This is a genomic window from Stenotrophomonas sp. MH181796, from assembly GCF_009659995.1.
Classification (GTDB): Bacteria; Pseudomonadota; Gammaproteobacteria; order Xanthomonadales; family Xanthomonadaceae; genus Stenotrophomonas; species Stenotrophomonas riyadhensis.
Genome location: NZ_RAHU01000001.1, coordinates 231,010 through 255,166, shown reverse-complemented (window position 1 = coordinate 255,166; position 24,157 = coordinate 231,010). Strand labels below are relative to the sequence as shown.

The window sequence follows — 24,157 nt, the reverse complement described above, 5'->3', positions numbered from 1 at the left end:
GTGCGGCCCACCATGAGGGTAGGCCGGCACCGGCGGGGCGTCCACGTGTTTCCCTTCCGCCTTCTGCCAGTTGAATCGTCGCCGTGCCGCCCTACGCCGGACCTCCCGTTGCTTCCCGATCCGGTGATGCCGCCAGCCCGCTGCGTCTGCTGGCTTATCTCGCACTGGCCATCACCCTGATCGTCCTCGACGACCAGGCCGGCTGGCTTGCGCAGCTGCGCGGGCAGGCCAACAGCCTGGTGCAGCCGGTATGGGCACTGGCTGGCCTGCCCGGCAAGCTCGGCAACCAGGTCAAGGATTCCGCTGCCAGCCACACCCAGCTGGTCACCGAGAACCGCGAACTGCGCAACCAGCTGCTGCTGGCCAACGCGCGCCTGACCCGCCTGCAGACCGCCGCGCTGGACAATGCCCAGCTGCGCGAGCTGCTGAACGTGGCCGAGCGCAGCGGCCTGGACGTGCAGCTGGCACCGATCCTGGACATTGACCTGGACCCGGTGAAGCAGCGTCTGGTGCTCGACGCTGGCAGTCGTGAAGGTGTGCATGTCGGCCAGGCGGTGATCGATGCCGGCGGCCTGATGGGTCAGGTGATCAGCGTCACCGGCGGCACCTCCACCGTGCTGCTGCTGACCGACCCCGACCACGCGGTGCCGGTGACCGTGGCCCGCAACGGCGTGCGCCTGATCGTGTACGGCCGCGGTGACAAACTGGAACTGCGCGACATTCCGCTCAGTGCCGGCGTGGAAGTGGGCGATGAAATCGTCACCTCCGGCCTCGGCGGCCGCTTCCCGGCCGGCTTCCCGGTAGGCACCATCACCGGCCTGCGTCCGGACGATACCCATGCCTTCCTGGTTGGCGAGCTGAAGCCGGCGGCCCAGCTCGACCGCGGCCGCGACGTGCTGTTGCTGCGCCCAGGTGCGGCAATTCGCTTGCCTGCGGCCAGCGAATTGCAGCCGACTGCACCTTCGGTGCAACCGGCCCGCGCATCCTCCCTTAACCCCGCGCCGTTGGCGCGCCCCCTTGAACAACAAGGGGGCTCCACCCCAGCCGGCGCTACGGTAGTGCCGACCAGGCCGGAGGCCCAGCGATGAGCCGCTTGCGCGACAATCCGTGGGTGCTGCCGGCCAGCCTGGTGGTGGCATTGCTGCTGGGCCTGCTGCCGTTGCCGGCGCTGTTGCAGCCGCTGCGTCCGTACTGGCTGGCGCTGGTGCTCGCGTACTGGGTGATCGAAGCGCCGGAGCGTGTTGGCCTGGGCATTGCCTTCGCCAGCGGCGTCATCGCCGATCTGCTGTACGGTGGGGTACTCGGTGAACAGTCGCTGCGGCTGGTGATGCTGGCCTTCATCCTGCAGCGCTTCCGTGCCCGTATCCGTTTCTTCCCGATGTCGCAGCAGATGCTCGCCATCGGCGGCCTGCTGTTCAACGACCGCATCGTCAGCGCGCTGGTCCACATCGTGGTGGATGAGCCGACCCTGCCGTGGTCGTACTGGTGGGCACCGCTGCTGGGCATGGGCCTGTGGCCGCTGGTATTCGTGCTGCTGGACGCGGTGCGTTTCGGCAAGCGCGGGCGCTGAGCCATGATCCCGCGCCGCCAGGTCAAGAATCCGCATGCCGAAGCCGAACAGTTCCGCCGTCGTGCGGCGCTGGGCTTCCTGGGCGTGCTGGTCTGCCTGCTGGGCCTGGGCGGCTGGTACTTCAAGCTGCAGGTGCTGGACCACGACGTCTACGCCACGCGCTCGGAAGCCAACCGCATCAAGCCGCGGCCGGTGGTGCCCGGGCGCGGCATGATCTACGACCGCAATGGCCGCCTGCTGGCCGAGAATGTGCCGGCCTTCCGCCTGGACGTGACCCCGGACAAGGTCAAGGACATGGATGCCACCCTCGAGGGGCTGGCGAAGATCATCAGCATCAGCCCGGAAGAGCTGGAAGCGTTCAACAAGTCGCGAAAGGCGCGTCGCAAGTTCCTGCCGGTCACGCTGAAGCTGCGCATGAGCGACGAGGAGATGGCGCGCTTCGCCGTCGACCGCTGGCGTTTCCCCGGCGTCGAGCTGGAGCCCTACCTGACCCGCCGCTACCCGTACGGCGATCTGTTCGCGCACATCATCGGCTACGTCGGCCGTGTCGATGACAAGGATCTGGAAATCCTCGGCGAGGGCAATGCCGCGCTGACCCACATCGGCAAATCCGGCCTGGAGCGCTATTACGAGCAGCAGCTGCGCGGCAAGGTCGGCTACGAGCAGGTCGAGACCAACGTGCAGGGGCGTGCGATCCGCACTATCGGTCGCGTCGCCGCGCAGTCCGGTGCCGACCTGCGGCTGTCGATCGACGCCGACCTGCAGCGCGCCATGGTGGCGGCCTTTGGCGACCAGGAAGGCTCGGCAGTGGCGATGGACCCGCGTAGCGGCGAGGTGTTGGCGATGGTCAGCCTGCCGTCCTACGACCCCAACCTGTTCGTCAACGGCATTTCGCATGCCGACTTCAAGGCGCTGAACGAAAATCCGTCGCGGCCGCAGTTCAACCGCCTGGTGCTTGGTGGTGTCGCGCCCGGTTCCACGCTGAAGCCGCTGATCGGCCTGGCCGGCCTGGATTCCGGCGTGCGCCGCCCGGAGGACAAGGTGCTGTCCACCGGCATGTTCTACCTGCCGGGGACCTCGCGCGGCTGGGGTGACGCCCATCGTGGCGGCCACGGCTGGACCGACCTGCGCAAGTCCATCGCCGAATCGGTCAACACCTACTACTACAAGCTGGCGCTGGACCTGGGCATCGAGCGCTTCGACCACTACATGGAGTACTACGGCTTCGGCCAGCCGACCGGCATCGACCTGACCGGTGAGATCGGCGGCATCCTGCCGTCGCCGGCCTACAAGCGGAAGAGCCGCAAGGAAGCCTGGTATCCCGGTGATACGGTCAACATCAGCATCGGCCAGGGCGACTGGAAGGTCACCCCGCTGCAGCTGGCGCGCGGCGTCAGCGGTCTGGCCGACGGCCAGCTGCGCACCCCGCACCTGGTGATCCAGCAGCGCGACGGATTCGACAGCGACTGGTCGGCGATGCCGGCAGGCGAGAGCAAGCCGGTCAGCCCCAACCCCAACAACGTGCAGGCCGTGCGCGAGGGCATGATGGCGACCATGCGGCCCGGCGGCAGCGGTTGGCGCGTGGCGGTGGGTGCACCGTACGTGATGGCCGGCAAGACCGGTACCGCGCAGGTCATCAGTCGCAAGGGCACGGCGGCGGTGAATCCAAAGAGCCTGCCGATGCACCTGCGCCACCGCGCGCTGTTCGTCGGCTTCGCACCGGTCGAGAACCCGGTGATCGCGATTGCGGTGGCCGTGGAAGGCGGCGGTTACGGCGGTTCGGCGGCCGCGCCGATCGCGCGCAAGGTGTTCGACGCCTACCTGCTGGGCAAGATGCCCGAAGGCATGCAGCCGCTGGACAGCGAGCGCGGCACCACCGCCATCGGCGCTACCGCGTTCGACAACGAAGACGCCGGCGCGCGCCAGGCGGGCGATCTCGCCGCGGCGCAGCTGGGAGAACATCCGGTGCTGGTCGGCATGCCTGCGCCGGAACCGCAACCCGCACCGCAGCCGGGGACGCCGGCCGCCGCCGCGCTGCCGGCAACGCCGCGCCCGACCGTCGCGGAGCCCGCACGATGAGAGTGTTCCTGCGCTGGGCCGGTGACATGCTGCGCCGCTTCTTCAGCACGCTGGACTGGGTGTTGTGCCTGGCCCTCGGCGCGCTGATGGTGATCGGCCTGGCCACCTTGAAGAGCGCCGGTGGCGATGGTCTGGTGATGGCCCAGGGCGCGCGCTTCGCAGTGGGCATGGCGGCGCTGTGGGGCATCTCACGGGTACCGATCCTGCGCATCCGCTCGGCCACGCCGATGATCTACGCGATCTCGATGATTCCGTTGCTGGCGGTGTTCGTGCTCGGCACCGGCAAGTACGGCCGGCAGTGGCTGGACCTGAAATTCTTCTACCTGCAGCCGGCCGAGCTGCTGAAGGTCAGTCTGCCGATGATGGTGGCCTGGTACCTGCACAAGATGCCGTTGCCGCCGCGCTTCAACACCGTGCTCGTGGCGCTGGTCATCATCGGTGTGCCAACCGGCCTGGTGATGCTGCAGCCGGACTTCGGTACCGGTGTGCTGATCGCCGCCAGTGGTGTGTTCGTGCTGTTGCTGGCGGGCCTGCCGTGGTGGTGGGTCGGCCTGGGCGTGGGCGGCGTGGCCGCGGTCGCGCCGGTGGCCTGGTTCTGGCTGCTGCGGCCGTACCAGAAGGACCGCATCATGATGTTCCTGGACCCCGAGATGGATGCGCTGGGGGCCGGCTGGAACATCATCCAGTCGAAGATCGCGATCGGTTCCGGCGGCTTCGATGGCAAGGGCTGGGGCGAGGGCTCGCAGTCGCACCTGAACTTCATTCCCGAACAGACCACCGACTTCGCGTTCTCGGTGCTGAGCGAGGAATTCGGTTGGATCGGCGTAGCGACCGTGCTGGCGCTGTACCTGGTGGTGATCGGGCGCTGCCTGTGGATCGCCAGCCAGTCGCGTGATTCCTATTCGCGGCTGCTGGCCGGCGCCACCGGCCTGGCGTTCTTCGTCTATGTGCTGGTGAACGGCGGGATGATTTCCGGCCTGCTGCCGGTGGTGGGCGTGCCGATGCCGCTGATCAGCTATGGCGGCACTTCGGCGGTCTCGCTGCTGGCCGGCTTCGGGTTGGTGATGGCGGTGCGCAGCCACAACCCGGTGCATGGCGGTTACGGTTGAGTCCGGCGTCGGGGTCAGATCCCTTTTTCCACAGGAAAAAGGGATCTGACCCCAGAGCTCGGCGACGGAGAGCAGGAGCACCCTGACAGCTTCACGCAAGCGCCCGTTGTTACCGTGCTGCGCGTGGACTGGAAACGAATGTTTGGCGGCTGCCGTGAGGCGGTGCGCACGATCGATCTGCCGTTGCTCATCGCGCTGTTGATCCTGATGGCCGCAGGCCTGGCGGTGCTGCACAGCGTGTCCGGCCCGGTGGGCGGGCAGGCGGCGCGCTTCGCCGGTGGCCTGTTGGCGATGTGGCTGCTGTCGAGGGTGTCGCTGCTGCGCCTGCGCGCATGGACACCGGCGCTGTACGCGCTGTCGATGCTGCCGCTGATGGCGGTGTACGTGATCGGCACCGGCAAGTACGGGCAGCGCTGGCTCAACCTGGGGGTGTTCTACCTGCAGCCCTCCGAGCTGCTCAAGATCAGCCTGCCGCTGATGATGGCCTGGTACCTGCACCGCCAACCGCTGCCACCGTCGCCACGCACGGTACTGACGGCCGCAGTGCTGATCGGCGTTCCCGCCGTGCTGATCCTGATGCAGCCCAACCTCGGCACCGCCACGCTGGTCACCGCCAGCGGCGTGTTCGCGTTGCTGCTGGCGGGCCTGCACTGGGGCTGGGTGGCCACCGGCGCGGTAGGGCTGGCGGTGGCCGCGCCACTGGCCTGGTTCGGCCTGTTGCGGCAGTACCAGAAGGATCGCGTACTGACCTTCCTCGACCCGGCAGCAGACCCGCTTGGCACCGGCTGGAACATCCTGCAGTCGCGCATCGCGATCGGTTCCGGTGGTTGGGAGGGGCGTGGCTGGGGGCAGGGCACGCAGGCGACGCTGGATTTCCTGCCCGAGTACACCACCGACTTCGCGTTTTCGGTGCTGGCCGAGGAGTTCGGCTGGATCGGCGTGGCGACGCTGTTCGCGCTGTATCTGTTCGTGGTCGGGCGTTGCCTGTGGATCGCAGGGCACGCGCGCGACACGCATGCGCGGTTGCTGGCCGGCAGCCTGGGGCTGGCGTTCTTCGTCTATGTGCTGGTGAATGGCGGAATGATCTCTGGCCTGCTGCCGGTGGTGGGCATTCCGATGCCGCTGATCAGCTACGGCGGGACCTCGGCGGTCTCGCTGCTGGCCGGCATCGGACTGGTGATGGCCGTACGTGGGCACCGGCCCGTACACGGGGGATAGGGTTCCCAGCCAACGGCGCAGCCCCTCGTGGGTGGTCGCGCAAAGCAGTTCATGGGTGGGGCCGGGTAGATGGGCTGCGCAGGGGACGCTGCAAGTACGTCCATGTAAGCTCGGTCGCCGCTTGCTCGTGTGCGCTGTCCTGCGCACACGGCAAGACCCGGGTTGGGCGTCCTGCCCAACCCGCCCTAGGCATGCCTCGGGCCCATGCGGCTCACGCCCCTGCGCAGCCCATCTACCGGGCCACGGACAGGTTCCGTGCGCGTCTACCCACGGATAAGAAAGAGAAGATCAAAAGCGGGTCGCGGCGCTGCGCTTGCTCGTGAGCCGAGCAAGGCTATGCCGGTCGTCCTGACCGGCACCCTTCGGGCCGTCGCCATGGGCGACGTTGGCAGCGGCTCCTGCCGCAGCATTCGGCTCTACAGGAAGCAATGAAGCGGGCGGCCAAGCTGGTTTTGCTTTTGATCTTCTTTTTCTTTTCCGTGGGTGGACGAACACGGAATCTGCCAGCGGCCGGGTGGGTGGGCAGTGCGGGGTGTCCTCGGCATGGATGCCGCGGCCAAGCCCCCATGGATGGGTTCACGGCGTCCCCGCAGTGCCCACCCACCCGGCCAGCCCTCAGCAATCCGGCTTTCAGCGACCAATTCCACCCACGAGGGGCTGCGCCGTTGGCTGGAACCTTCCTGACTCTGCGCAACGCCCGTTGTGGAAGCGTTCTCACAACGATGCATGGCAGCACACCCACTGACCAAAGTCCGCAAAAAACGTTAGCTGGTTCACACTTTTACAGCGCGTTGATCTTGATCAATGGACTTGTCGTAATCGGCCTGCACAATGGCGGCCCGTTCGGCACGGCGCGCCGTCAATCGATGCAGCGCGAGGGGGCGTCGGGCGGGAAGCAGTACTGATCCAACGGGTACAGGGAGCGCGGAGCACTGCCACTGGGGAGCGGCAGCCGTGCAGGTACCGACCGGATCCGGTCGCCGGTTGCGTCTGCGGGGATGGGGACGCAACCGGCAACCTCTATCTGAATGGGGAAGGGTGATCACGACGTCTTCACATTTCCCGCTGCTTGCAGGCAAATCGTTGTGATTCATGGTGTTAGGGGTTTTAATTCATCCATGACCTGCTAACCTGCGACGATGATTCGACGCACTCTGGCCTGCATGCTCACCCTCGGCCTGGTCGCCTGCGCGACCCAGCCGAAGTCCCCACCGTCTTCGCCCCAGGCCAGCAGTACGCCGCGCCAGCCCGCCGCCAAGGCCCATGGCCCGGCAGAGGCGGCGCCCGAAGCCACCGCCGCCACTGCGCCGCCGGTCGATCTCACCCCAGTACCGTTCGAAGTCGCGCGGGCCCGCTTCATTGCCGATACCGCCAAGCGCTATGGCCTGAAGCCGGAGCAGATCAGCAGCGTGCTCGACCAGGCGCAGGTGCGCCAACCGATCATCGCCGCGATGTCGCGCCCCGCCGAACGGGTGAAGCCGTGGAACGAATACCGGCCGATGTTCATCAGCAAGACGCGCATCGATGGCGGCCGCGCGTTCCTGGCCCAGCACCGTGCCGAACTGGACCGCGTGCAGCAGCGCACCGGGGTCCCGGCCGAAGTGATCGTGGCAATCATCGGCGTGGAAACCAGCTACGGAAAGAATGCCGGCAGCCATCGCGTGCTCGATGCGCTGTACACGCTGGCGTTCTATTACCCGCGCAGTGGCGACCCGGCCAAGCTGGAGCGCGAAGTGCGCCGCGAGCTGTTCTTCCGCGATGAGCTGGCCAAGCTGTTCGAGCTGGGCCGCGAAGAAAACCTGGACATCACCACGCTCAAGGGCAGCTATGCCGGCGCGATGGGCATGGGCCAGTTCATGCCGTCCAGCTACCTCGATTACGCCGTGGACGGTAATGGCGATGGCCGTCGCGACCTGTTCACCAGCTACGACGACGTGTTCTCGTCCATCGCCAACTACTTCGTGAAGAAGGGCGGCTGGGTGCGTGGCGGGCAGGTGGCCGTGCCGGCCACGCTGGCGCCGGGCCGCGAGGAGTTCAATCCGACCGAATGGATGCCGACCTGGTCGCTGGCCGACCTGGCGCAGCGCGGCTACCAGCCCAGCGCTGCGGTGCAGCCGGGTGCCACCGCCACCCCGATCACGCTTGAAGGCAGCACCGGCAAGCAGTACTGGCTGGGCTTCCAGAACTACTACGCGATCACCCGCTACAACCTCTCGAAGATGTACGCGATGGCCGTGTTCCAGTTGTCCCAGGCCATCGCCGGACAGGAGCTGCCCCCGGCATGAACATCAGATGGCTGGTCCCAGGCTTGATCGTCCTCGCGCTGGCTGCCTGCAGCAGCGCGCCGAAGAAGCCGGCCACGGCCGGCCATGGTGGCAAGTCGGGCGGCACCCTGGTGCAGGGCCGTGGCTCGCGCCCGGCACATTGCCCGGAAGGCTCGCCGTACGCGGCGGCCAAGGAAGACCTGAGCACCCGCGGCAACTACACCGCCGGTGGCCTGTACAAGCCGGGCGTGCGCGACAGCACCCCGGACTACATTCCGAACGTGGCCTGCATCCCCGAACCGGAAGTGACCGCGGAAGAGCGGTCGGCGATCGGCAACAAGACGCCGTACGTGGTGCTGGGCAAGTCGTACAAAGTGCTCGACGACACCCGCAACTATGTCGAGCGTGGCACTGCGTCGTACTACGGCGCCAAGTTCCATGGGCGCCTGACCTCCAACCGCGAGGTCTACGACATGTACCAGTTCACCGCTGCGCACAAGACGCTGCCGCTGCCCAGCTTCGCCCGCGTGACCAACCTCGACAACGGTGAGTCGGTGATCGTGCGCGTCAACGACCGTGGCCCGTTCCACGATGGTCGTGTGGTCGATCTCAGTTATGCCGCCGCGGTGCGACTGGGCATCACCCAGCGCGGTACCGGCAACGTCGAAGTGCGCGCGCTGCAGCCGGGCGAGAGCAACCTGCTGGCGCAGAAGCCGTCGCGCCGCGAGCGTCGTGCCGCCGAAGCGGCAGCCGCGGTGGCCAGTGCGCGCCCGGCACCGACCGCACGTGCTGCCGCCGACAGCGACATCGATCGCCTGGTCAAGGGGCTACCGGCCGATGGCATGCCGGCGCGTGGCCAGCCGGCCACCACCCAGGGCGTGGCCAGCACCGTGCCGGACGTGGCGATCAGCAGCCTGCCGCCGAGTGCTCCGCCGGTGCGCAGCACCGCATACGCGCCGGCTCCGGCGGTCGTTGCCAGCACCACGCCGCGCGCCGTTGCGCCGGCGCCGGTGCGCACCGGCGCCGCTACGCCGGCGGCACCCAGCCTGTCGCAGCAGGTGGTGGGCGCGGTCATGGTGCAGGTCGCCAGCTTCTCCAACCGTGACAACGCCAACCGCGCGATGGGCCAGCTCAATGCCGCCGGTATCGTCGGTGCAACCATCAGCGACATCGCCGCCGGTGGCCGTACCCTGTTCCGCCTGCGCGTTCCCGCCAGCGACCATGCCAGTGCCGCGGAACTTGTCGGCCGCATCGCCGGTCTGGGCCTGGGTTCGCCGCAGATCGTCAAGGATTGATCCACCCGGACCGGTGCTGCCGGCCCATGCTGCCCCGGCCTTACAATGGCCGCTACGTTCCACCCTCCATTCCCGGCCGTCCCCTGGAGCCTGCTGTCCAATGAATTTCCGTTCCGCCGCCACCGCCCTGGCCGCCACCCTGGTGGTCGGCCTGGCTTCCGCCCAGACGCCGCTGCCGACCCCGGCTACGCCGGCGCCCGCCGCCGCCGCTGCTGCCCCGGCTACCGTTGCCACTCCGCCGGCCCCGGCGCCGAGCGTGTCCAAAGCCTGGGTCCTGATGGATTACGCCACCGGCCAGGTGCTGGCCGGCGAGAACGTCCACGAACAGCTGGCCCCGGCCAGCATCACCAAGGTGATGACGTCCTACGTGATCGCTGCCGAGGTCAAGAACGGCAAGGTCCGTGCGGATGACCAGGTGATGATGAGCGAGCGCGCCTGGCGCGAAGGTGGCGCCGGTACCGACGGCAGCTACAGCGGCTTCCCGGTCAACCAGACCGCACGCCTGGAAGACATGGAAAAGGGCATGGCGATCCAGTCCGGCAATGACGCCGCGATCGCCCTGGCCGAGCACGTGGCTGGCAGCGAAGAAGCCTTTGCGTCGCTGATGAACAGCTACGCCGCCAAGATCGGGATGAAGGACTCGCACTTCGTCAACGCCCACGGCCTGACCGCGCAAGGTCACCACAGCACCGCCTACGATCTGGCACTGCTGGGCCGCGCGATGGTGCGCGATTACCCGGAAACCTACGCGTACAACAAGATCAAGGAATTCCAGGTCGGCAACATCAAGCAGCCGAACCGCAACCTGCTGCTGTGGCGCGATGGCAGCGTGGACGGCATCAAGACCGGCCACACCTCCGAAGCCGGCTACTGCCTGATGAGCTCGGCCCAGCGTGGCGACCAGCGCCTGATCGCCGTGGTGCTGGGCGGTGCGTCGGAAAAGCAGCGTGCCGATGACAGCCTGGCCCTGCTGAACTGGGGCTTCCGCTTCTTCGAGACCCACCGCCTGTACGAGCCGGGCAAGGCCGTGGCCGAGCACAAGGTCTGGAAGGGCACCACCGACAAGGTGCAGCTGGGCGTGGCCCAGCCGATGCTGGTGAGCGTGCCGCGCGGCCGCTACAACGACCTGAAGCCGAGCATCGACGTGCCCAAGACCCTGGAAGCACCGTTCACCGCCGGGCAGCAGATCGGTACCGTGAAGGTCACCCTGGATGGCAAGGTCATCGCCGAGGCACCGCTGGTGGCCGTGGCCGCGGTCGAGCAGGCCGGCTTCTTCAAGCGCCTGTGGGACAGCTTCTGGATGTGGTGGGAATCGGAATGATCCACGCCCCCGCGTGGTGAAGGAAAAGGCCGGCGAAAGCCGGCCTTTTCCGTTTTCGGGATGCCGGTTCGGCCCGGATGCGGGTAGTGCCGGCCGCTGGCCGGCTCCTCATGAACCCATCCGGATATGCCGGCCCCGGTGTGCCGACCAACGGTCGGCACCTACCTACAGCGAGCGGCTGATGGTGAAGCTGCCGAACACCGGCGCTTCGCGCTGGCCGTTGAACTCGCGCGTGCTGTGGTAACGCGCCGCAGCGAACTTCCAGCGTCCGTACATCACCGCCACGCCATAGCCGCCGTAGGCCACCACATGGCGCTTGTCCACACTGTGGCTGTTGCGGAACGTGTTGCCATCCAGCGTGATGTCACGGATCACCCAGGCGGCGTCCGAGGTCGCGAACAGGTGCCAGGACCAGCCATTGGGACGGCCGCCACGGGTCGGCGCAGTGTTCTCACCGGCCGGGCGCAACGGCGTGCTGCCGAAGTCGTCCGGCAGCTTCCAGCCGAAGCGCACTTCACCGCCGAGATTGGCCTTGGTTTCCAGGTTGCCGATCGATCCGCCGTAGTGGCTGATCGCGTCCCAACCCCAGCCGTCGGCATTGACGCTGGCATCGCCCGGCCAGCGGCGCATGCGCTCATGGGTCAGCATGAACAGGGGCTCGTTGTGCAGCTGGTTGTCCCAGCCCTTGAATTTCTCGTCGCCCAGCACTTCGTGCACGGCATTCTGCACCTGCTTGCCCTGTGCCCACGGGCCAACCACGCCCAGCGTCAGTTGGGTGGTCTGCAGGCGGTCGCCGCTGCGCGCATTGAAACCGAAGTTTGCGATCAGTACGCCGGCGTAAGGGCGGTCGTCCTCGATCAGGTCCCTGCGGCTGAAATCGGTCGGGGTGAAGATGCCCTGGCCGATGCTGAAGATCATGTTCTGCTGTTCGAACTTGCCCGGATGCAGCCCTTCCAGGTACTGGTTCACCCAGCGGGCCATGCGTGGCAGGCAGGGGTCGTCGGTGTAATCGACCAGATTGGGCGAGACCAGTGTCAACAGTGCACCATTGGTATAGCCCTGGTCCTGGTGGCGGCCGCCGAACAGGTCGTTGTCAACGCGGAAATTGACCTGCGGAGGGTGGTCGCGCATCGCGTCCGGGCCACATTGTTCGGCCGCCTGGGCGGCGAGGGGGAGGGCAGCAGCCAGCAGGCCGGACAGCCCGAGGGCTGCAAGGCGACGTTGGGAAGGGGGGCTCATGTGGAGGTTTTTTCTGTCTGTCGTTATATGCCGCGACACGGTACTCGTGCGGGCGTGATGGAACGAGCGCGTTCGAATCACTTGTCTGTTCCGAAAACGACATTGTCTCGTGAAGACAATCCTGCACTGTCCTGCGGCGCCCCAAGGGGCAACGGCCAATGCTGAACGGCTGTTCAGCTGCAACGCAGCGACTCACCGGTGCACTGTTTGACGTTGATGAATACTCTTGGGTTTGTTGGCCTGCGGCCCGATAATGGGGGCATGGAAATCAAGTCCGACAACCCCGACCACGGCTTCCAGTTCCCCGGCCAGTTCGAGCTCAGTGCCATGGGCCCGGCCAACCGCGGCCTGGAACATGAGCTTCCCCGCCTGCTGCTGGCTGCCGGCATCGATGTGGTGAATGAACGCATCAGCTGGAAGCATTCCTCCAACGGCAAGTACGTGTCCGTGCGCATCGTGTTCAAGGCCGAGAGCCGCGAACAGTACGACCTGGCGCACCAGGCACTGCGCGACCACCCGGAAGTGAAGTGGACGCTGTAGCCGACAGCTGCCCGGCCGAAGCCGCCCCGGAAGACCGCGCGCCGCGCCCGGCGCTGGTCCGCGACCTCGGCCGCCAGGCCTATGAACCGGTGTGGCGCGCCATGCAGCGCTTCACCGACCAGCGCAGCGAGGCCGACGCCGATGAGCTGTGGGTGGTCGAGCACGACCCGGTATTCACCCTGGGCCAGGCCGGCAAGGACGAGCATGTGCTGGCGCCGGGCGAGATCCCGGTGCTGCACGTGGACCGCGGCGGCCAGGTGACCTATCACGGCCCCGGCCAGCTGGTGGTCTATCCGCTGCTGCGCCTGCCACGGCTGGGCATCGGTGTGCGCGACTACGTGTGCCGCATCGAGCAGGCCATCATCGATACCCTGGCCGAGTGGAACATCGGCGCCGAACGCCGCGAGGGCGCCCCGGGCGTCTACGTCGGTGGCGCCAAGATCGCCGCGCTCGGCATCCGCGTGCGCCGCGGCTGTACCTTCCATGGCCTGGCCTTCAACGTGGCCATGGACCTGGAACCTTTCCACCGCATCAACCCCTGTGGCTATCAGGGGTTGCAGGTGACCTCGGTAGTAGACTTGGGCGGGCCCTCCGGGATGGAGGCCGTCAAGCCGGTGCTGCTGGACCACCTGGCCCGCCAGTTCGGCCTGCTGCTGCAGCCCACGCCCGAACTGCCTGATCTTTCTGCGGCCGCCTGACCGCCCCCCGGAACTGCCATGACTGAAACCACCGCCCGTTCCATTCCCCTGCAGATCGTGCAGGGCGACTCTCCGTCCGCCGCGCCGTTGCAGGCCGGGGTCAAGCAGCTGGGCGGTGACAAGATCAACCGCTCGCCGGTGCAGTTCGCCGACGCGCCGGTACTGCGCAAGCCGTCCTGGATCCGCGTGCGCATTCCCTCGGGCAATGCGGTGCAGAACCTGAAGGCCAAGCTGCGCGAGAACCGCCTGGTGACGGTGTGCGAGGAAGCCAGCTGCCCGAACATCCACGAGTGTTTCGGCCACGGCACGGCAACGTTCATGATCCTCGGCGAGGTCTGCACCCGCCGCTGCTCGTTCTGCGACGTCGCCCACGGCCGCCCGAAGCCGCCGGATGCCAACGAACCGGCCAGCCTCGGCCAGACCGTGGCCGACATGGGGCTGAAGTACGTGGTGGTGACCAGCGTCGACCGAGATGACCTGCGCGACGGCGGTGCCCAGCACTTCGTCGACTGCATCAGTGCCATCCGCGCGAAGTCGCCGGGCACCCGCATCGAAGTGCTGACCCCGGACTTCCGCGGCAAGGGCCGCATGGAGCGCGCGCTGGAGATCCTGGCGCAGAACCCGCCGGACGTGTTCAACCACAACATCGAAACCGTGCCGGACCTGTACCGCAACGTGCGCCCGGGTGCGGACTACCAGTGGTCGCTGAACCTGCTGAAGAACTTCAAGGCGCAGCACCCGGAGGTGCCGACCAAGAGCGGCATCATGCTGGGCCTGGGCGAAGAGTTCGAGCAGATCAAGGCCACCATGCGCGACCTGCGCGCGCACGACGTGGACATGATCACCATCGGCCAGTACCTGCAGCCGACCGCGCACCACCACCCGGTGCTGAAGTACTGGACCCCCGAGGACTACAAGGCGCTGGAAGACTACGGTTACGAGCTGGGCTTCAGCCACGTGGCCTCCGGCCCGATGGTGCGCTCGTCGTACCACGCCGACGTGCAGGCCAAGGGCGCCGGCGTCCGGTAAGCGGTTGCGCGATGCGCGCCACCGCTTCCCACGCTGCGCTGCGCACACCGTGGGCCCCGGCTTACCACCACCCACACCCCCGCCGCTTCGCGGCCGCCCCCTGACTCAGGGGGCTTGCAACCCCGTGCCCTCTGCAACCGGACAGACGGCGCCGCTGGGTGCGCCGCTCTTCAGCCATTCACAATTTGCTACACCGGCCCGGCTAGGCTGGTTTTCCACCGAGCGCGGCCGGGTGACAAACCCGGCAACTTTCGGCACTGTCGTGGTGTCTTAACACCCCGCAGTCTCCCCCTTGGCAAGGCGCCTTCGAGCACGTCAATGAAATTCAAAGCCCCCGCATTCCTGATGGCCCTGGCGCTGGTCGCGCCGCTGGCGCTGGCGGCCAAGGCCGATTCGCCGGCATTGCCCGCTGCGGCAACCGCCGATCAGGTGACCACCTCCAAGCTGGTGTACGGCCTGCTGTCCGACAGCCGCTACGCGTACCGCCCGCGTGCGCTGGACGAGGCCACCTCCAAGGACGTGTTCAAGCGCTACCTGGAGACGCTGGACGGCGGCAAGCAGTACTTCACCCAGGCCGACGTGGCGCGCTTCGCGCCGTTCGAAGCCAACATTTCCTCGGCCATCCGTGGCGGCGAGCTGGAGCCGGCGTTCCAGGTGTTCGCGGTCTACAAGCAGCGCGTCGGCGAACGCGTGGCCTATGCGCGCAAGCTGCTCAAGCAGGAGCCGGACTTCACCACCGACGAGCGTTTCGAATACGACCGCAAGAAGGTGCCGTGGGCGGCCAGCAGCGCTGAACTGGATGAGCTGTGGCGCAAGTCGGTCAAGAACGACTGGCTGCGCCTGAAGCTGGCCGGCAAGAAGCCGGACGACATCCGCAAGACGCTGGACAAGCGCTACGCGACGCTGGAGAAGTCGGTCAATGAACTGAAGGGCGAAGACGTCTTCCAGTTCTTCATGAACTCGTACACCAGCGCCGTTGACCCGCACACGGATTACTTCACGCCGCGCACCGCCGAGAACTTCAACCAGGCGATGTCGCTGTCGCTGGAAGGCATTGGTGCGCAGCTGCAGCGCCAGGACGACGTGGTCGTGATCCGCGAGATCATCGCCGGTGGCCCGGCCGCAGTGGATGGCACGCTGAAGCCGGGTGACCGAATCGTCGGCGTCGGCCAGGGCAAGTCCGGCCTGGTCGAGGACGTGATCGGCTGGCGCATCGACGACGTCGTGGCCAAGATCCGCGGCGCCAAGGATACCCAGGTCAAGCTGGAGTTCATCCCGGCTGCTGAGGGCGCCGACGGCAAGCACCACACCCTGGTGCTGACCCGCCAGAAGGTGCGCCTGGCCGAACAGGCCGCCAAGGGCGAGACCATGACCATTCCGGCCGCCAATGGCGAGCCGGCGCGCAAGGTCGGCGTGATCAAGCTGCCGACCTTCTACCAGGACTTCGAAGGCCGTCGCCGCAACGCGGCCGACTACGCCTCGGCCACCCGCGACGTGGCCAAGCTGCTGGCCGGCTTCAAGAACGACAAGCTGGACGGCGTGGTGCTGGACCTGCGCAACAACGGTGGTGGTTCGCTGGATGAAGCCATTGAACTGACCGGTCTGTTCATCGAGCAGGGCCCGGTGGTGCAGGTGCGCGAGTCCGGTGGCCGCGTCACCGTCAACAGCGACCGCAACCAGGGCGTGGCATGGGATGGCCCGCTGGCAGTGCTGATCAACCGCGGTTCGGCCTCGGCTTCGGAAATCTTTGCCGGTGCCATCCAGGATTACGGCCGTGGCCTGGTGATCGGTGAGACCAGCTTCGGCAAGGGCACCGTGCAGAACATCGTCGACCTGGACCGTTGGCCGAGTGGCGAGACCCAGCGCTTCGGCCAGGTGAAGCTGACCATCGCCCAGTTCTTCCGCATCAGCGGCAGCAGCACCCAGCACAAGGGTGTGGTGCCGGACCTGGCCTTCCCGGCCAGTGTCGATGCCACCGAGTTCGGCGAGAGCACCTACGACAACGCGCTGCCGTGGACCCGCATCGCTGCCGTGCCGCACACCCAGTACGGCAACTTCGCGCCGCTGCTGCCGAAGCTGGAAACCCGCCATGACGCGCGCATCGCCGCCGACAAGGAATTCCAGTGGTGGAACGAGGACGTGCAGCAGTTCCGCACCGAGGCCGCGAAGAAGTACATCTCGCTCAACGAGGCCACCCGTCGCGCCGAGCGTGAGCGCCAGGACACCCAGCGCAAGGAGCGCCAGGCAATGCGCAAGGAACTGGGCCTGGCCCTGGACCCGCTGGCCGATGACAGCAACGACGACGGCCTGACTGGCAACGAGCGCGACATCGTCAAGGATGCCGCCCGCGAGAAGGCTGCCGAGAAGCGTCCGGATCCGCTGCTGCGCGAGTCGGCCTCGATCCTGGCCGATGCGGTGAACCTCCTGGCCAATGACCGCCCGCTGTCGGCGCAGGTGCTGCCGCAGTCCACCGGCGCTGGTCGCTGGGCGGACTGAGCCGGCGACGGCATGTGATATCCGAGGGGCCGGCATTGCCGGCCCCTTTCTGTCTGGGGACCTCGTTCACGGTAGCGCCGGGCCATGCCCGGTGAGCGAAGTGCCACAAACGACTTAATCCCCTCCGTCCCCTTTTCTGTGCATGAACCGGCAGCAACGGGGTGGCTCGGTCACGCCGGTTTCGACCTGCCGCACACGGCCGCAGGACTACCCTTGGCGGAACCGTCCTCGCAGGAGTACCCATGCGGGCCTCCCGTCTTTCCAGTGCTGCCGTGGCGCTCGCCAGCGCCCTGATCCTGTCGGCCTGTGGTGGCCGCGCCGCCAACAGTACGTTGCTGCGCGAATCCTTTGATTCCGGCGACACCTTCTCGCGTACCGTCGATGGCCGCCCCGGTGACGCCTGCGAGGCCGCGCGGCGCACCCTGCTCAGCCAGGGCTACGCCATCGCCCGCTCCGACGAAGCGCAGGTGGAAGGCAACAAGAACTTCCAGCCACGCGAGGATGATCACGAGCAGCTGGTGCTGCGCATCTCGTGTGCCCCGCGTGGCAGCCAGACGCTGGTATTCGTCAGCGCGGTTCAGGACCGCTACGCGCTGAAGAAGAGCCCGACGTCGGCCAGCGTGGGCGTGGGTGCATTGGGCTCGGTGTCGCTGCCGTTCGGCAGCAATGACGATTCGCTGGTGAAAGTGGCCAGCAGCACCGTCACCGATGCCGGGTTCTATCAGCGCTTCTTCCAGCGCCTGCAACAGTACCTGCCGGCGGATGCTGGCAAACCCGCACCGCCTGCGCTCGCGCCGCCCGAGCCCGCATCGTCCGAGCCCGCACCGGCCCGCAGCACGGATCAAGGGTGATCGTGCGCGGCACGTTGATGGGCGTGGCACTCCTGCTGGTGCCCGCGCTGGGCATTGCGTCCGCAACGCCGGACTGCACGCAGGGCCTGCTGCAGCGGCTGGGATGGCGCTTTGACGAGGTCACGGCCGGTGCACCACAGGTGCACGGCGGCCCGGTGTGTACACTTGCCTCGCTGGCTGAAGCACAGGCGGCAGGCGATCTGCGCGTGGGGTGGCCGGCCGGAATGCCCGCTGCAGCACGCCAGGCGTTGCTGCAACAGTTGCTGGACGATCCAGCCACGGTCTGCGCCTATGCCTTCGAACTGGGCGCGGCCACGCAACGTGCGGCCTCGGCACTGCAGGACAACCCCACCTTCCGCTTCTCCGGCCTGCAGCTGGGCTGGATCGGCTTCGGCCTGCAGGGCCCACGCGCGCAAGGCTGGCAGCGCACACGCAGTTTCGGTCGTGGCTTCGTGCCGAGCGCGGGCAACAGTCAAGCACTGGAGGCGTTCTACAGCGGTGCCGTGCGTGCCGAATGCGGGGTCGGCCGCCAGGTCGCGCAGCTGGCCACGCAACGAGAGCTTTATGGTGATGCCGCGTTCGATACGGAGTTCGCAGCGGATGAACTGTCGATCGGCACCTTCCTCGCCCTGCACGAGACCGACAGCATCCTGCTCGGTGCCCACGCGGGTGATTTCTTCGCTGATGGCAAGGCGGTGCGCACCTCGGCGATGGGACGGCAGGCCTTCGTTGGCGTGCCCGGCTTCATCGAGCACGTGTACGACAAGGGCACGCTGGACGACCTTAGCAACCAGGCCGAGAACTTCGTCGTGGTCGAGGTGGGCGAGGGCGCCGCGCAGGCACTGGCTGCGCATGGCGGCCTGGCCTGGTACGACCAGCGCAATGCCGAACTCTGGAAACTCGCGCAGGGCATCCCGCGCATCGGCCAGCGCTACTTCGAGCGCCTGTTGTTCGAGCGTGATCCCAACCTTCGTGCACGGCTGGAACCGCGCTACCACGACACGCTGGCACGCATGGACCAGCTGCTGGACGATCCGTTCTACCAGCAGTTCGTGATCTATGTGCATCCACGCGGCATACGTCCCATCGGCTACCACATCGCCCGCCTGCTCGATCGCAACCCGCGAACGCCGTTTTCGATCGACCTGGCGGTGCACAATCTGCATACCACGCTCTACCGGCGTTGGCGCGAGGCGCAGCTGCGCCACTGCGCGGCTACCGGCAGGCCAGGCAGCCTGACCCTAGACCCCAACTGAAGGTGAAACAATGGATATTGCAATGATCGGCCTCGGCCGCATGGGCGCCAACATGGCCCAGCGCCTGCATCGCGGCGGCCACCGCGTGGTCGGCTACGACCCGGGCGACGGTGCCCGCCAGCGCGCTGCCGAGGCCGGCCTGGAAGTGGTTGATTCGCTGGCCGCCGCGGTTGCCGCGCTGCCGGTACCGCGCGTGGTGTGGCTGATGGTGCCGGCCGGCGAAACCGTCGACCAGACCCTGGGCCAGCTGACCCCGCACCTGGCCGAGGGTGACATCGTCATCGATGGCGGCAACTCCAACTACCAGGACTCGATCCGTCGCGCCAAGGCACTGGCCGAAGACGATCTGGGCTACGTCGACTGCGGCACCAGTGGTGGCGTGTGGGGCCTGCAGGAGGGCTACAGCCTGATGGTCGGTGGCGAAGCGTCGGTGGTGGAGCAGATCGCACCGCTGCTGCGCACGCTGGCACCGGCCGAAGATCGTGGCTGGGGTCGTGTCGGCCCGTCCGGCGCTGGCCACTTCACCAAGATGGTCCACAACGGCATCGAGTACGGAATGATGCAGGCCTACGCCGAAGGCTTCGCGCTGATGGAGCGCAAGCAGGAAATGGAACTGGACCTGGCCCAGGTCGCCGAAGTCTGGCGCCACGGTAGCGTGGTGCGTTCGTGGCTGCTGGACCTGAGCACTGAAGCCCTCAAGCGCAATCCGTCGCTGGATGGCATCGCCCCGTACGTGGAGGATTCCGGCGAAGGCCGCTGGACCGTGGCCGAAGCGATCGCGCTCGATGTGCCGGCACCGGTGATCACCCTGTCGCTGCTGGAACGCCTGCGCTCGCGCGAATCGAATTCGTTCACCGACCGCCTGTTGTCGGCGATGCGCAATGAATTCGGCGGCCACGCCATCAAGAAATCGTAAGCACCGCGGTGGGGTCGGAGCCCTTCGGCGTTGCCGAAGGGCTCCGACCCCATGAAGCCAGTCGAGCATGGCTCGACTCTACAAAAGCCGTCTCCGATGGTTTCCACGTCGATGTGTCGACCAAGGTCGACACCTACCGTCGGACCCACCCCGCCATCTCACGGATAGCTTGCTTTTGACGTTGACGTTGCCGTTGATTCGGCAGGTGCAGGGCGCAGCCCTGCCGGTCACCCCAACGCGATTCGCCGCCCTTCGCGCGCGCTGTCCATGCCGGCCTGCAGCAACCGCATCAACTGCAGTGCCTGCACCGGACTGACCGTCGGCTCGCCATCGCCGTGCATCGCCGCCGCGAACTGCGCATACAACCGCCGGTAGTCGCCCGGCAGGTTGTCCACGGTACTGCGCTGCACATTGTCCTCGGCATCGCAGCGCACCAACTCGCCGTGCCGTGGGTCGATGCCCCAGCCCGGCGCCCCTGGCGCAACACCGCGCCGCAGCTGTGCCTCCTGCACGTCCAGCCCATGCTTGATCCAGCTGCCACGACTGCCATGCACACTGAAGTGCGGCGTGGGCGCCGCCACCAGCGAACCGGCATGCACGATCGCGCGATGCCACGGGTAGTGCAGTACCGCGTGGAAGTAATCGATGCCGCTGCCGCCTTCGCGCTGCACGGCCAGATCGGCATCGATCGCCTCGGGCCAGCCGAACAGCACCAGCATCTGGTCCAGCAGATGCGGGCCAAGGTCGTACCACAGGCCGCTGCCTGGGCCGTCCTGTTCGCGCCAGCGGTCGCGCACCTGCGGCCGGTAGCGGTCGAAGTGCGCGTGGCACTCGGCCACGTCACCGAGCGTGCCTTCGGCCAGCAGCGCCTGCAGGGTGAGGAAATCCGCATCGAAACGCCGGTTCTGGAACACGGTGGCGATGCGTCCGGCATCACGTGCCGCAGCCAGCACCGCTTCGGCTTCAGCGACATCCAGCGCGAACGGCTTGTCGATCAGTACATGCTTGCCCGCGGCCAATGCCGCGATCGCCAGCGGTGCATGCTGTGCGTTCGGTGTGGCGATCACCACCGCGTCCACCGCCGGGTCGTCGAACACCTCCTGCGGCGTGGCGCGCACGTGCACGTCGCTGAACGCGCGTAGCAACGTGTCGCGCTGCGAACTGGCGATGCTGTGCAGCACCAGGCCCGGCGTGTGCTGGATCAGTGGCGCATGGAAGACGCGGCCGGCGAGACCGTAGCCGATCAGGGCCAGTTGCAGGTCGGGGCGCATGAGAGGGCTCCGGCAGTGGGAAGGGCAGGGTAAACGACGGTTGCTGGCAGTCCAAAACTGAACCGTTGCCGTTGGAAACGTTTCGATTCACGGCGGCATGACCGCAACGCCACGCCTGCTCTACGGCCGCGTGTCCAGACTGGCAGCACATCCCGAAGGAGTACGACACGATGAGCAATACCACCCGCACGCTGATTGCTTCCGCCCTGACCCTGGGCCTGGCGCTGTCCTCCTCGGCTGCATTCGCCAAGGATCCGGCCGCGAAGAGCCCGCCGACCAGCACCCATCCGGCAACCCATGCCGATCGCCATGACTCCAACGAGCCGGTGACCGATACCTGGATCACCACCAAGGTGAAGGCCGATCTGCTGGCCAGCAGCAACGTTCCGGGCACTGAAATCAAGGTGGAAACCGTGAACGGCGTGGTCAGCCTGAGCGGTGCCGTGGCCACCCAGGCTGAGAAGGACAAGGCGGTCACCACCGCCAAGGGCATCAAGGGCGTGACCCGCGTCGATGCCGCTGCATTGAAGGTCAGCGCTGCTGCCAAGCGCTGACCCCGGTGGGCGCCCCAGGCGGGGCGCCCAGCCCCTGTGGAGCCGAGCCATGCTCGGCTCCACAGGAAATGTCGTAACCCGTTCAGGCAACCACACTGGAAACCCCAGACTTGTGACCGCCTGCGCTATATTGCCGGTTCCGCCGCAACCGGGCTCGTCCCGGACAACGCTTCGCGGCTGTGCTGACGAGGAACTATGGCGCTGGTTTTCAGTGACGACATCTGGGACCGTTGGCGATTGCCAGCCTTGGCGCTGGCCGCCGCCGCGATCATCGTGGTGCCGTGGTTGACCCTGCGCAAACTGCAGCAGGACAACGAACAGGCGATGGCCTGGGTCAACCACACCCAGGCCGTCGGCGTAGCCTTGCAGCAGCTGCAGGCGGACGTACGCGATGTCGAGTCGGCGGCGCTGACGCTGTCCAAGGGTGTGGACGCGCCGGGGCTGCGCGAGCGCATGGCCAAGGCCAACGACATTCCCGGGCGCCTGGCCGAACTGGGCCGGATGACCCGCGACAATCCTGACCAGCTGATCCGCATCGGCCGTATCGAGTCGATGCTGGAAGGGCGCATGGCGCTTGCCCGTGAGCTGGCCAAGTCTGAGCCCAACAGTGATCAGCGCGGGCTGGTGAAGGACCTGAGCACGCGCTATCCGATTCGCGGCCTGGTTGAAGAACTGCAGGCCAGCGAGCAGAAACTGCTGACCCTGCGTGCGGAGCAGGCTGCGCGCCAGCGCAAGCAGACCGAGCTGGTGTCGTGGAGTTCGCTGGTGATCCAGCTGGCGCTGCTCGGCCTGGTGTTGTGGCTGCTGCAGCGGCAGATCGGCCGTCGCCTGCATGCCGAACGGCAATCACTGCGCGCGGCGGCACGTGCCGCGTCGGTACTGCAGACGGTGCGCGAACCGATCGTGCTGCTTGACCGTGACCTGCGTGTACAGCTGCATAACCCTGCCTTCGCCGAGCTGTACGGGCTGCAGGACGAACGTGCCGATGGCCTGCTGCTGGAATCCGTCGGTGATGGTGCGTGGAAGGACACGGTGGTGCGTCAGCGCCTGTCCGACGTGCTCTCGCGTGGTCGGGAACTGTGGGACTTCGAGCACGAGCAGCGCACTGCCGATGGCATGGCGCGTTACATGCTGCTCAATGCGCGGCGCATGCCGCTGCCGGATACCGATGACGAAGTGGTGCTGCTGACGGTCAGTGACGTGACCATGCAGCGTGCGGTTCAGCTGCGCGTGGAAGAGCTGAATCGCCAGCTGGAAGGCAAGGTGGCCCAGGTGTCCGAGGTCAACCGTGAGCTGGAGGCCTTCAGCTACTCGGTGTCGCACGACCTGCGCGCACCGCTGCGCCACGTGGCCGGTTTCTCCGACAAGCTGTCGCGCCACCTCGGCGACGCTGCCGACGACAAGAGCCGCCATTACCTGGAAGTGATCTCCAGTTCGGCCCGTCGCATGGCGGCACTGATCGACGACCTGCTGGTCTACTCGCGGCTGGGCCGCGCGGCGATGCGCCAGCAGGCGGTGGACATGCAGTCGCTGGTGGCCGATACCCGTGCGATGCTCGATTCCAACCTGCAGGCGGAGGCCGAAAGCAGCGGCCACGCGCACCAGGTGGAGTGGAGCATCGCGCCGCTGCCGATCGTGGTGGCGGACGAGAACATGATCCGCCAGGTCTGGCTGAACCTGCTCGGCAATGCGGTGAAGTACTCGGGCAACCGCGAGCCGGCGAAGATCCGCGTGGATTACCAGCCGCAGCCCGATGGCGGTCATCAGTTCACGGTCAGCGACAATGGTGCAGGCTTTGACATGGCCTACGCCGGCAAGCTGTTTGGTGTGTTCCAGCGCCTGCACAAGGCCAGTGACTACCCGGGTACCGGCATCGGCCTGGCCAGCGTGCGCCGCGTGCTGACCCGCCATGGCGGCCGTATCTGGGCCGAGGCCGAACCGGACGTCGGCGCCACCTTCCACTTCTACCTGCCTCCCGCGATCGATGCGGACAAACAAGGGCCTTCTGCATGACCACTCTGCGCACCATTCTTCTCGCCGAAGACAGCCCGGCTGATGCCGAAATGGCGATCGACGCCCTGGAAGAGGCGCGTCTGGCCAATCCCATCGTGCACGTCGAAGACGGCGTGGAAGTGATGGACTACCTGTTGCGCCGTGGTGCCTTCGCCAATCGCGAGGAAGGCCTGCCGGCGGTGCTGTTGCTGGACATCAAGATGCCGCGCATGGATGGGCTGGAAGTGCTGCGGCAGATCCGCGAGCACGAAGAACTCAAGCGCCTGCCGGTGGTGATCCTGTCGTCCTCACGGGAGGAAAGCGACCTCGCCCGCAGCTGGGACATGGGCGTGAACGCCTACGTGGTCAAGCCGGTCGACGTGGACCAGTTCTTCGGCGCGGTGCAGACCCTGGGCAAGTTCTGGGCGTTGATCAACCAGGCACCGGAACTCGAGTGAG

At 67.0% G+C, this 24,157-nt stretch carries 20 protein-coding genes; 18 read left to right on the top strand and 2 right to left on the bottom strand.

The genetic code is table 11. The features are described from left to right. Positions 1 to 83: 83 nt before the first annotated feature. The 8 genes from mreC to D5301_RS01095 all read left to right on the top strand — a co-directional run bounded on the left by mreC (position 84) and on the right by D5301_RS01095 (position 10,856). A complete protein-coding gene (gene mreC, locus D5301_RS01130) occupies positions 84 to 1,088 on the top strand; it encodes a rod shape-determining protein MreC (protein ID WP_324187240.1) in 1,005 nt (334 codons plus the stop codon). Next, positions 1,085 to 1,570, top strand: coding sequence for a rod shape-determining protein MreD (gene mreD, locus D5301_RS01125; protein ID WP_110713734.1), 486 nt, complete (start codon positions 1,085 to 1,087; stop codon positions 1,568 to 1,570). Before mreC ends, mreD begins: the two co-directional genes overlap by 4 nt. 3 nt (positions 1,571 to 1,573) lie before the next feature. Next, complete coding sequence (gene mrdA / locus D5301_RS01120) at positions 1,574 to 3,649, top strand: penicillin-binding protein 2 (protein ID WP_110713732.1); 2,076 nt, start codon at positions 1,574 to 1,576, stop codon at positions 3,647 to 3,649. After that, entirely contained in the window at positions 3,646 to 4,758 is a 1,113-nt protein-coding gene (rodA, locus tag D5301_RS01115; RefSeq protein ID WP_010481418.1) for a rod shape-determining protein RodA, read from the top strand. Before mrdA ends, rodA (D5301_RS01115) begins: the two co-directional genes overlap by 4 nt. A 138-nt stretch (positions 4,759 to 4,896) precedes the next feature. Continuing rightward, positions 4,897 to 5,976, top strand: a complete 1,080-nt coding sequence (gene rodA, locus D5301_RS01110) for a rod shape-determining protein RodA (RefSeq protein ID WP_153854542.1) — start codon at positions 4,897 to 4,899, stop codon at positions 5,974 to 5,976. 1,139 nt (positions 5,977 to 7,115) lie between these two features. Next, positions 7,116 to 8,261 carry a lytic murein transglycosylase B gene (mltB, locus tag D5301_RS01105; protein ID WP_153854541.1) on the top strand — a complete coding sequence of 382 codons (1,146 nt, stop codon included), beginning with the start codon at positions 7,116 to 7,118 and terminating at the stop codon, positions 8,259 to 8,261. Beyond that, the gene (locus D5301_RS01100; protein ID WP_153854540.1) at positions 8,258 to 9,535 is read left to right on the top strand and encodes a septal ring lytic transglycosylase RlpA family protein; all 1,278 of its coding nucleotides are present in this window, start codon (positions 8,258 to 8,260) and stop codon (positions 9,533 to 9,535) included. The genes mltB and D5301_RS01100 overlap by 4 nt, the downstream gene beginning before the upstream one ends. 100 nt (positions 9,536 to 9,635) lie before the next feature. Further along, a complete protein-coding gene (locus D5301_RS01095; protein WP_049447834.1) occupies positions 9,636 to 10,856 on the top strand; it encodes a D-alanyl-D-alanine carboxypeptidase family protein in 1,221 nt (406 codons plus the stop codon). A 165-nt stretch (positions 10,857 to 11,021) separates the two neighbouring features. On the opposite strand, the gene D5301_RS01090 is transcribed toward D5301_RS01095, so the two are convergent. Continuing rightward, positions 11,022 to 12,095, bottom strand: a complete 1,074-nt coding sequence (locus tag D5301_RS01090) for a lipid A deacylase LpxR family protein (RefSeq protein ID WP_032130312.1) — start codon at positions 12,093 to 12,095, stop codon at positions 11,022 to 11,024. Positions 12,096 to 12,356: 261 nt separating this feature from the next. Between D5301_RS01090 and D5301_RS01085 the strand changes: the two genes are divergently transcribed. The 7 genes from D5301_RS01085 to gnd all read left to right on the top strand — a co-directional run bounded on the left by D5301_RS01085 (position 12,357) and on the right by gnd (position 19,881). After that, positions 12,357 to 12,635 (top strand): YbeD family protein, encoded by a 279-nt coding sequence (locus D5301_RS01085; protein ID WP_005411067.1) that lies wholly within the window; start codon positions 12,357 to 12,359, stop codon positions 12,633 to 12,635. After that, a complete protein-coding gene (gene lipB, locus D5301_RS01080) occupies positions 12,623 to 13,333 on the top strand; it encodes a lipoyl(octanoyl) transferase LipB (RefSeq protein WP_032130311.1) in 711 nt (236 codons plus the stop codon). Before D5301_RS01085 ends, lipB begins: the two co-directional genes overlap by 13 nt. 18 nt (positions 13,334 to 13,351) lie before the next feature. After that, positions 13,352 to 14,362, top strand: a complete 1,011-nt coding sequence (gene lipA / locus D5301_RS01075; protein ID WP_153854539.1) for a lipoyl synthase — start codon at positions 13,352 to 13,354, stop codon at positions 14,360 to 14,362. A 318-nt stretch (positions 14,363 to 14,680) separates the two neighbouring features. Then, positions 14,681 to 16,858, top strand: a complete 2,178-nt coding sequence (locus tag D5301_RS01070; RefSeq protein WP_032130309.1) for a carboxy terminal-processing peptidase — start codon at positions 14,681 to 14,683, stop codon at positions 16,856 to 16,858. A gap of 242 nt (positions 16,859 to 17,100) precedes the next feature. Further along, complete coding sequence (locus D5301_RS01065) at positions 17,101 to 17,709, top strand: DUF2242 domain-containing protein (protein ID WP_153854538.1); 609 nt, start codon at positions 17,101 to 17,103, stop codon at positions 17,707 to 17,709. Between the two features lie 17 nt (positions 17,710 to 17,726). After that, a complete protein-coding gene (locus tag D5301_RS01060; protein ID WP_153854841.1) occupies positions 17,727 to 18,965 on the top strand; it encodes a hypothetical protein in 1,239 nt (412 codons plus the stop codon). 10 nt (positions 18,966 to 18,975) lie between these two features. Beyond that, positions 18,976 to 19,881: a phosphogluconate dehydrogenase (NAD(+)-dependent, decarboxylating) gene (gene gnd, locus D5301_RS01055; RefSeq protein WP_153854537.1), complete on the top strand. Its 906-nt coding sequence runs from the start codon at positions 18,976 to 18,978 to the stop codon at positions 19,879 to 19,881. A gap of 227 nt (positions 19,882 to 20,108) precedes the next feature. Here gnd and D5301_RS01050 read toward each other — a convergent pair whose 3' ends face one another. Further along, entirely contained in the window at positions 20,109 to 21,152 is a 1,044-nt protein-coding gene (locus D5301_RS01050; RefSeq protein ID WP_153854536.1) for an oxidoreductase, read from the bottom strand. 170 nt (positions 21,153 to 21,322) lie between these two features. On the opposite strand from D5301_RS01050, the gene D5301_RS01045 reads away from it, so the two are divergent. The 3 genes from D5301_RS01045 to D5301_RS01035 all read left to right on the top strand — a co-directional run bounded on the left by D5301_RS01045 (position 21,323) and on the right by D5301_RS01035 (position 24,156). Further along, positions 21,323 to 21,706, top strand: coding sequence for a BON domain-containing protein (locus tag D5301_RS01045; protein ID WP_006470382.1), 384 nt, complete (start codon positions 21,323 to 21,325; stop codon positions 21,704 to 21,706). A 195-nt stretch (positions 21,707 to 21,901) separates the two neighbouring features. Next, a complete protein-coding gene (locus D5301_RS01040) occupies positions 21,902 to 23,719 on the top strand; it encodes an ATP-binding protein (protein WP_110713717.1) in 1,818 nt (605 codons plus the stop codon). Then, positions 23,716 to 24,156, top strand: coding sequence for a response regulator (locus D5301_RS01035; RefSeq protein WP_005411057.1), 441 nt, complete (start codon positions 23,716 to 23,718; stop codon positions 24,154 to 24,156). The genes D5301_RS01040 and D5301_RS01035 overlap by 4 nt, the downstream gene beginning before the upstream one ends. The last annotated feature ends 1 nt before the right edge of the window (position 24,157 follow it).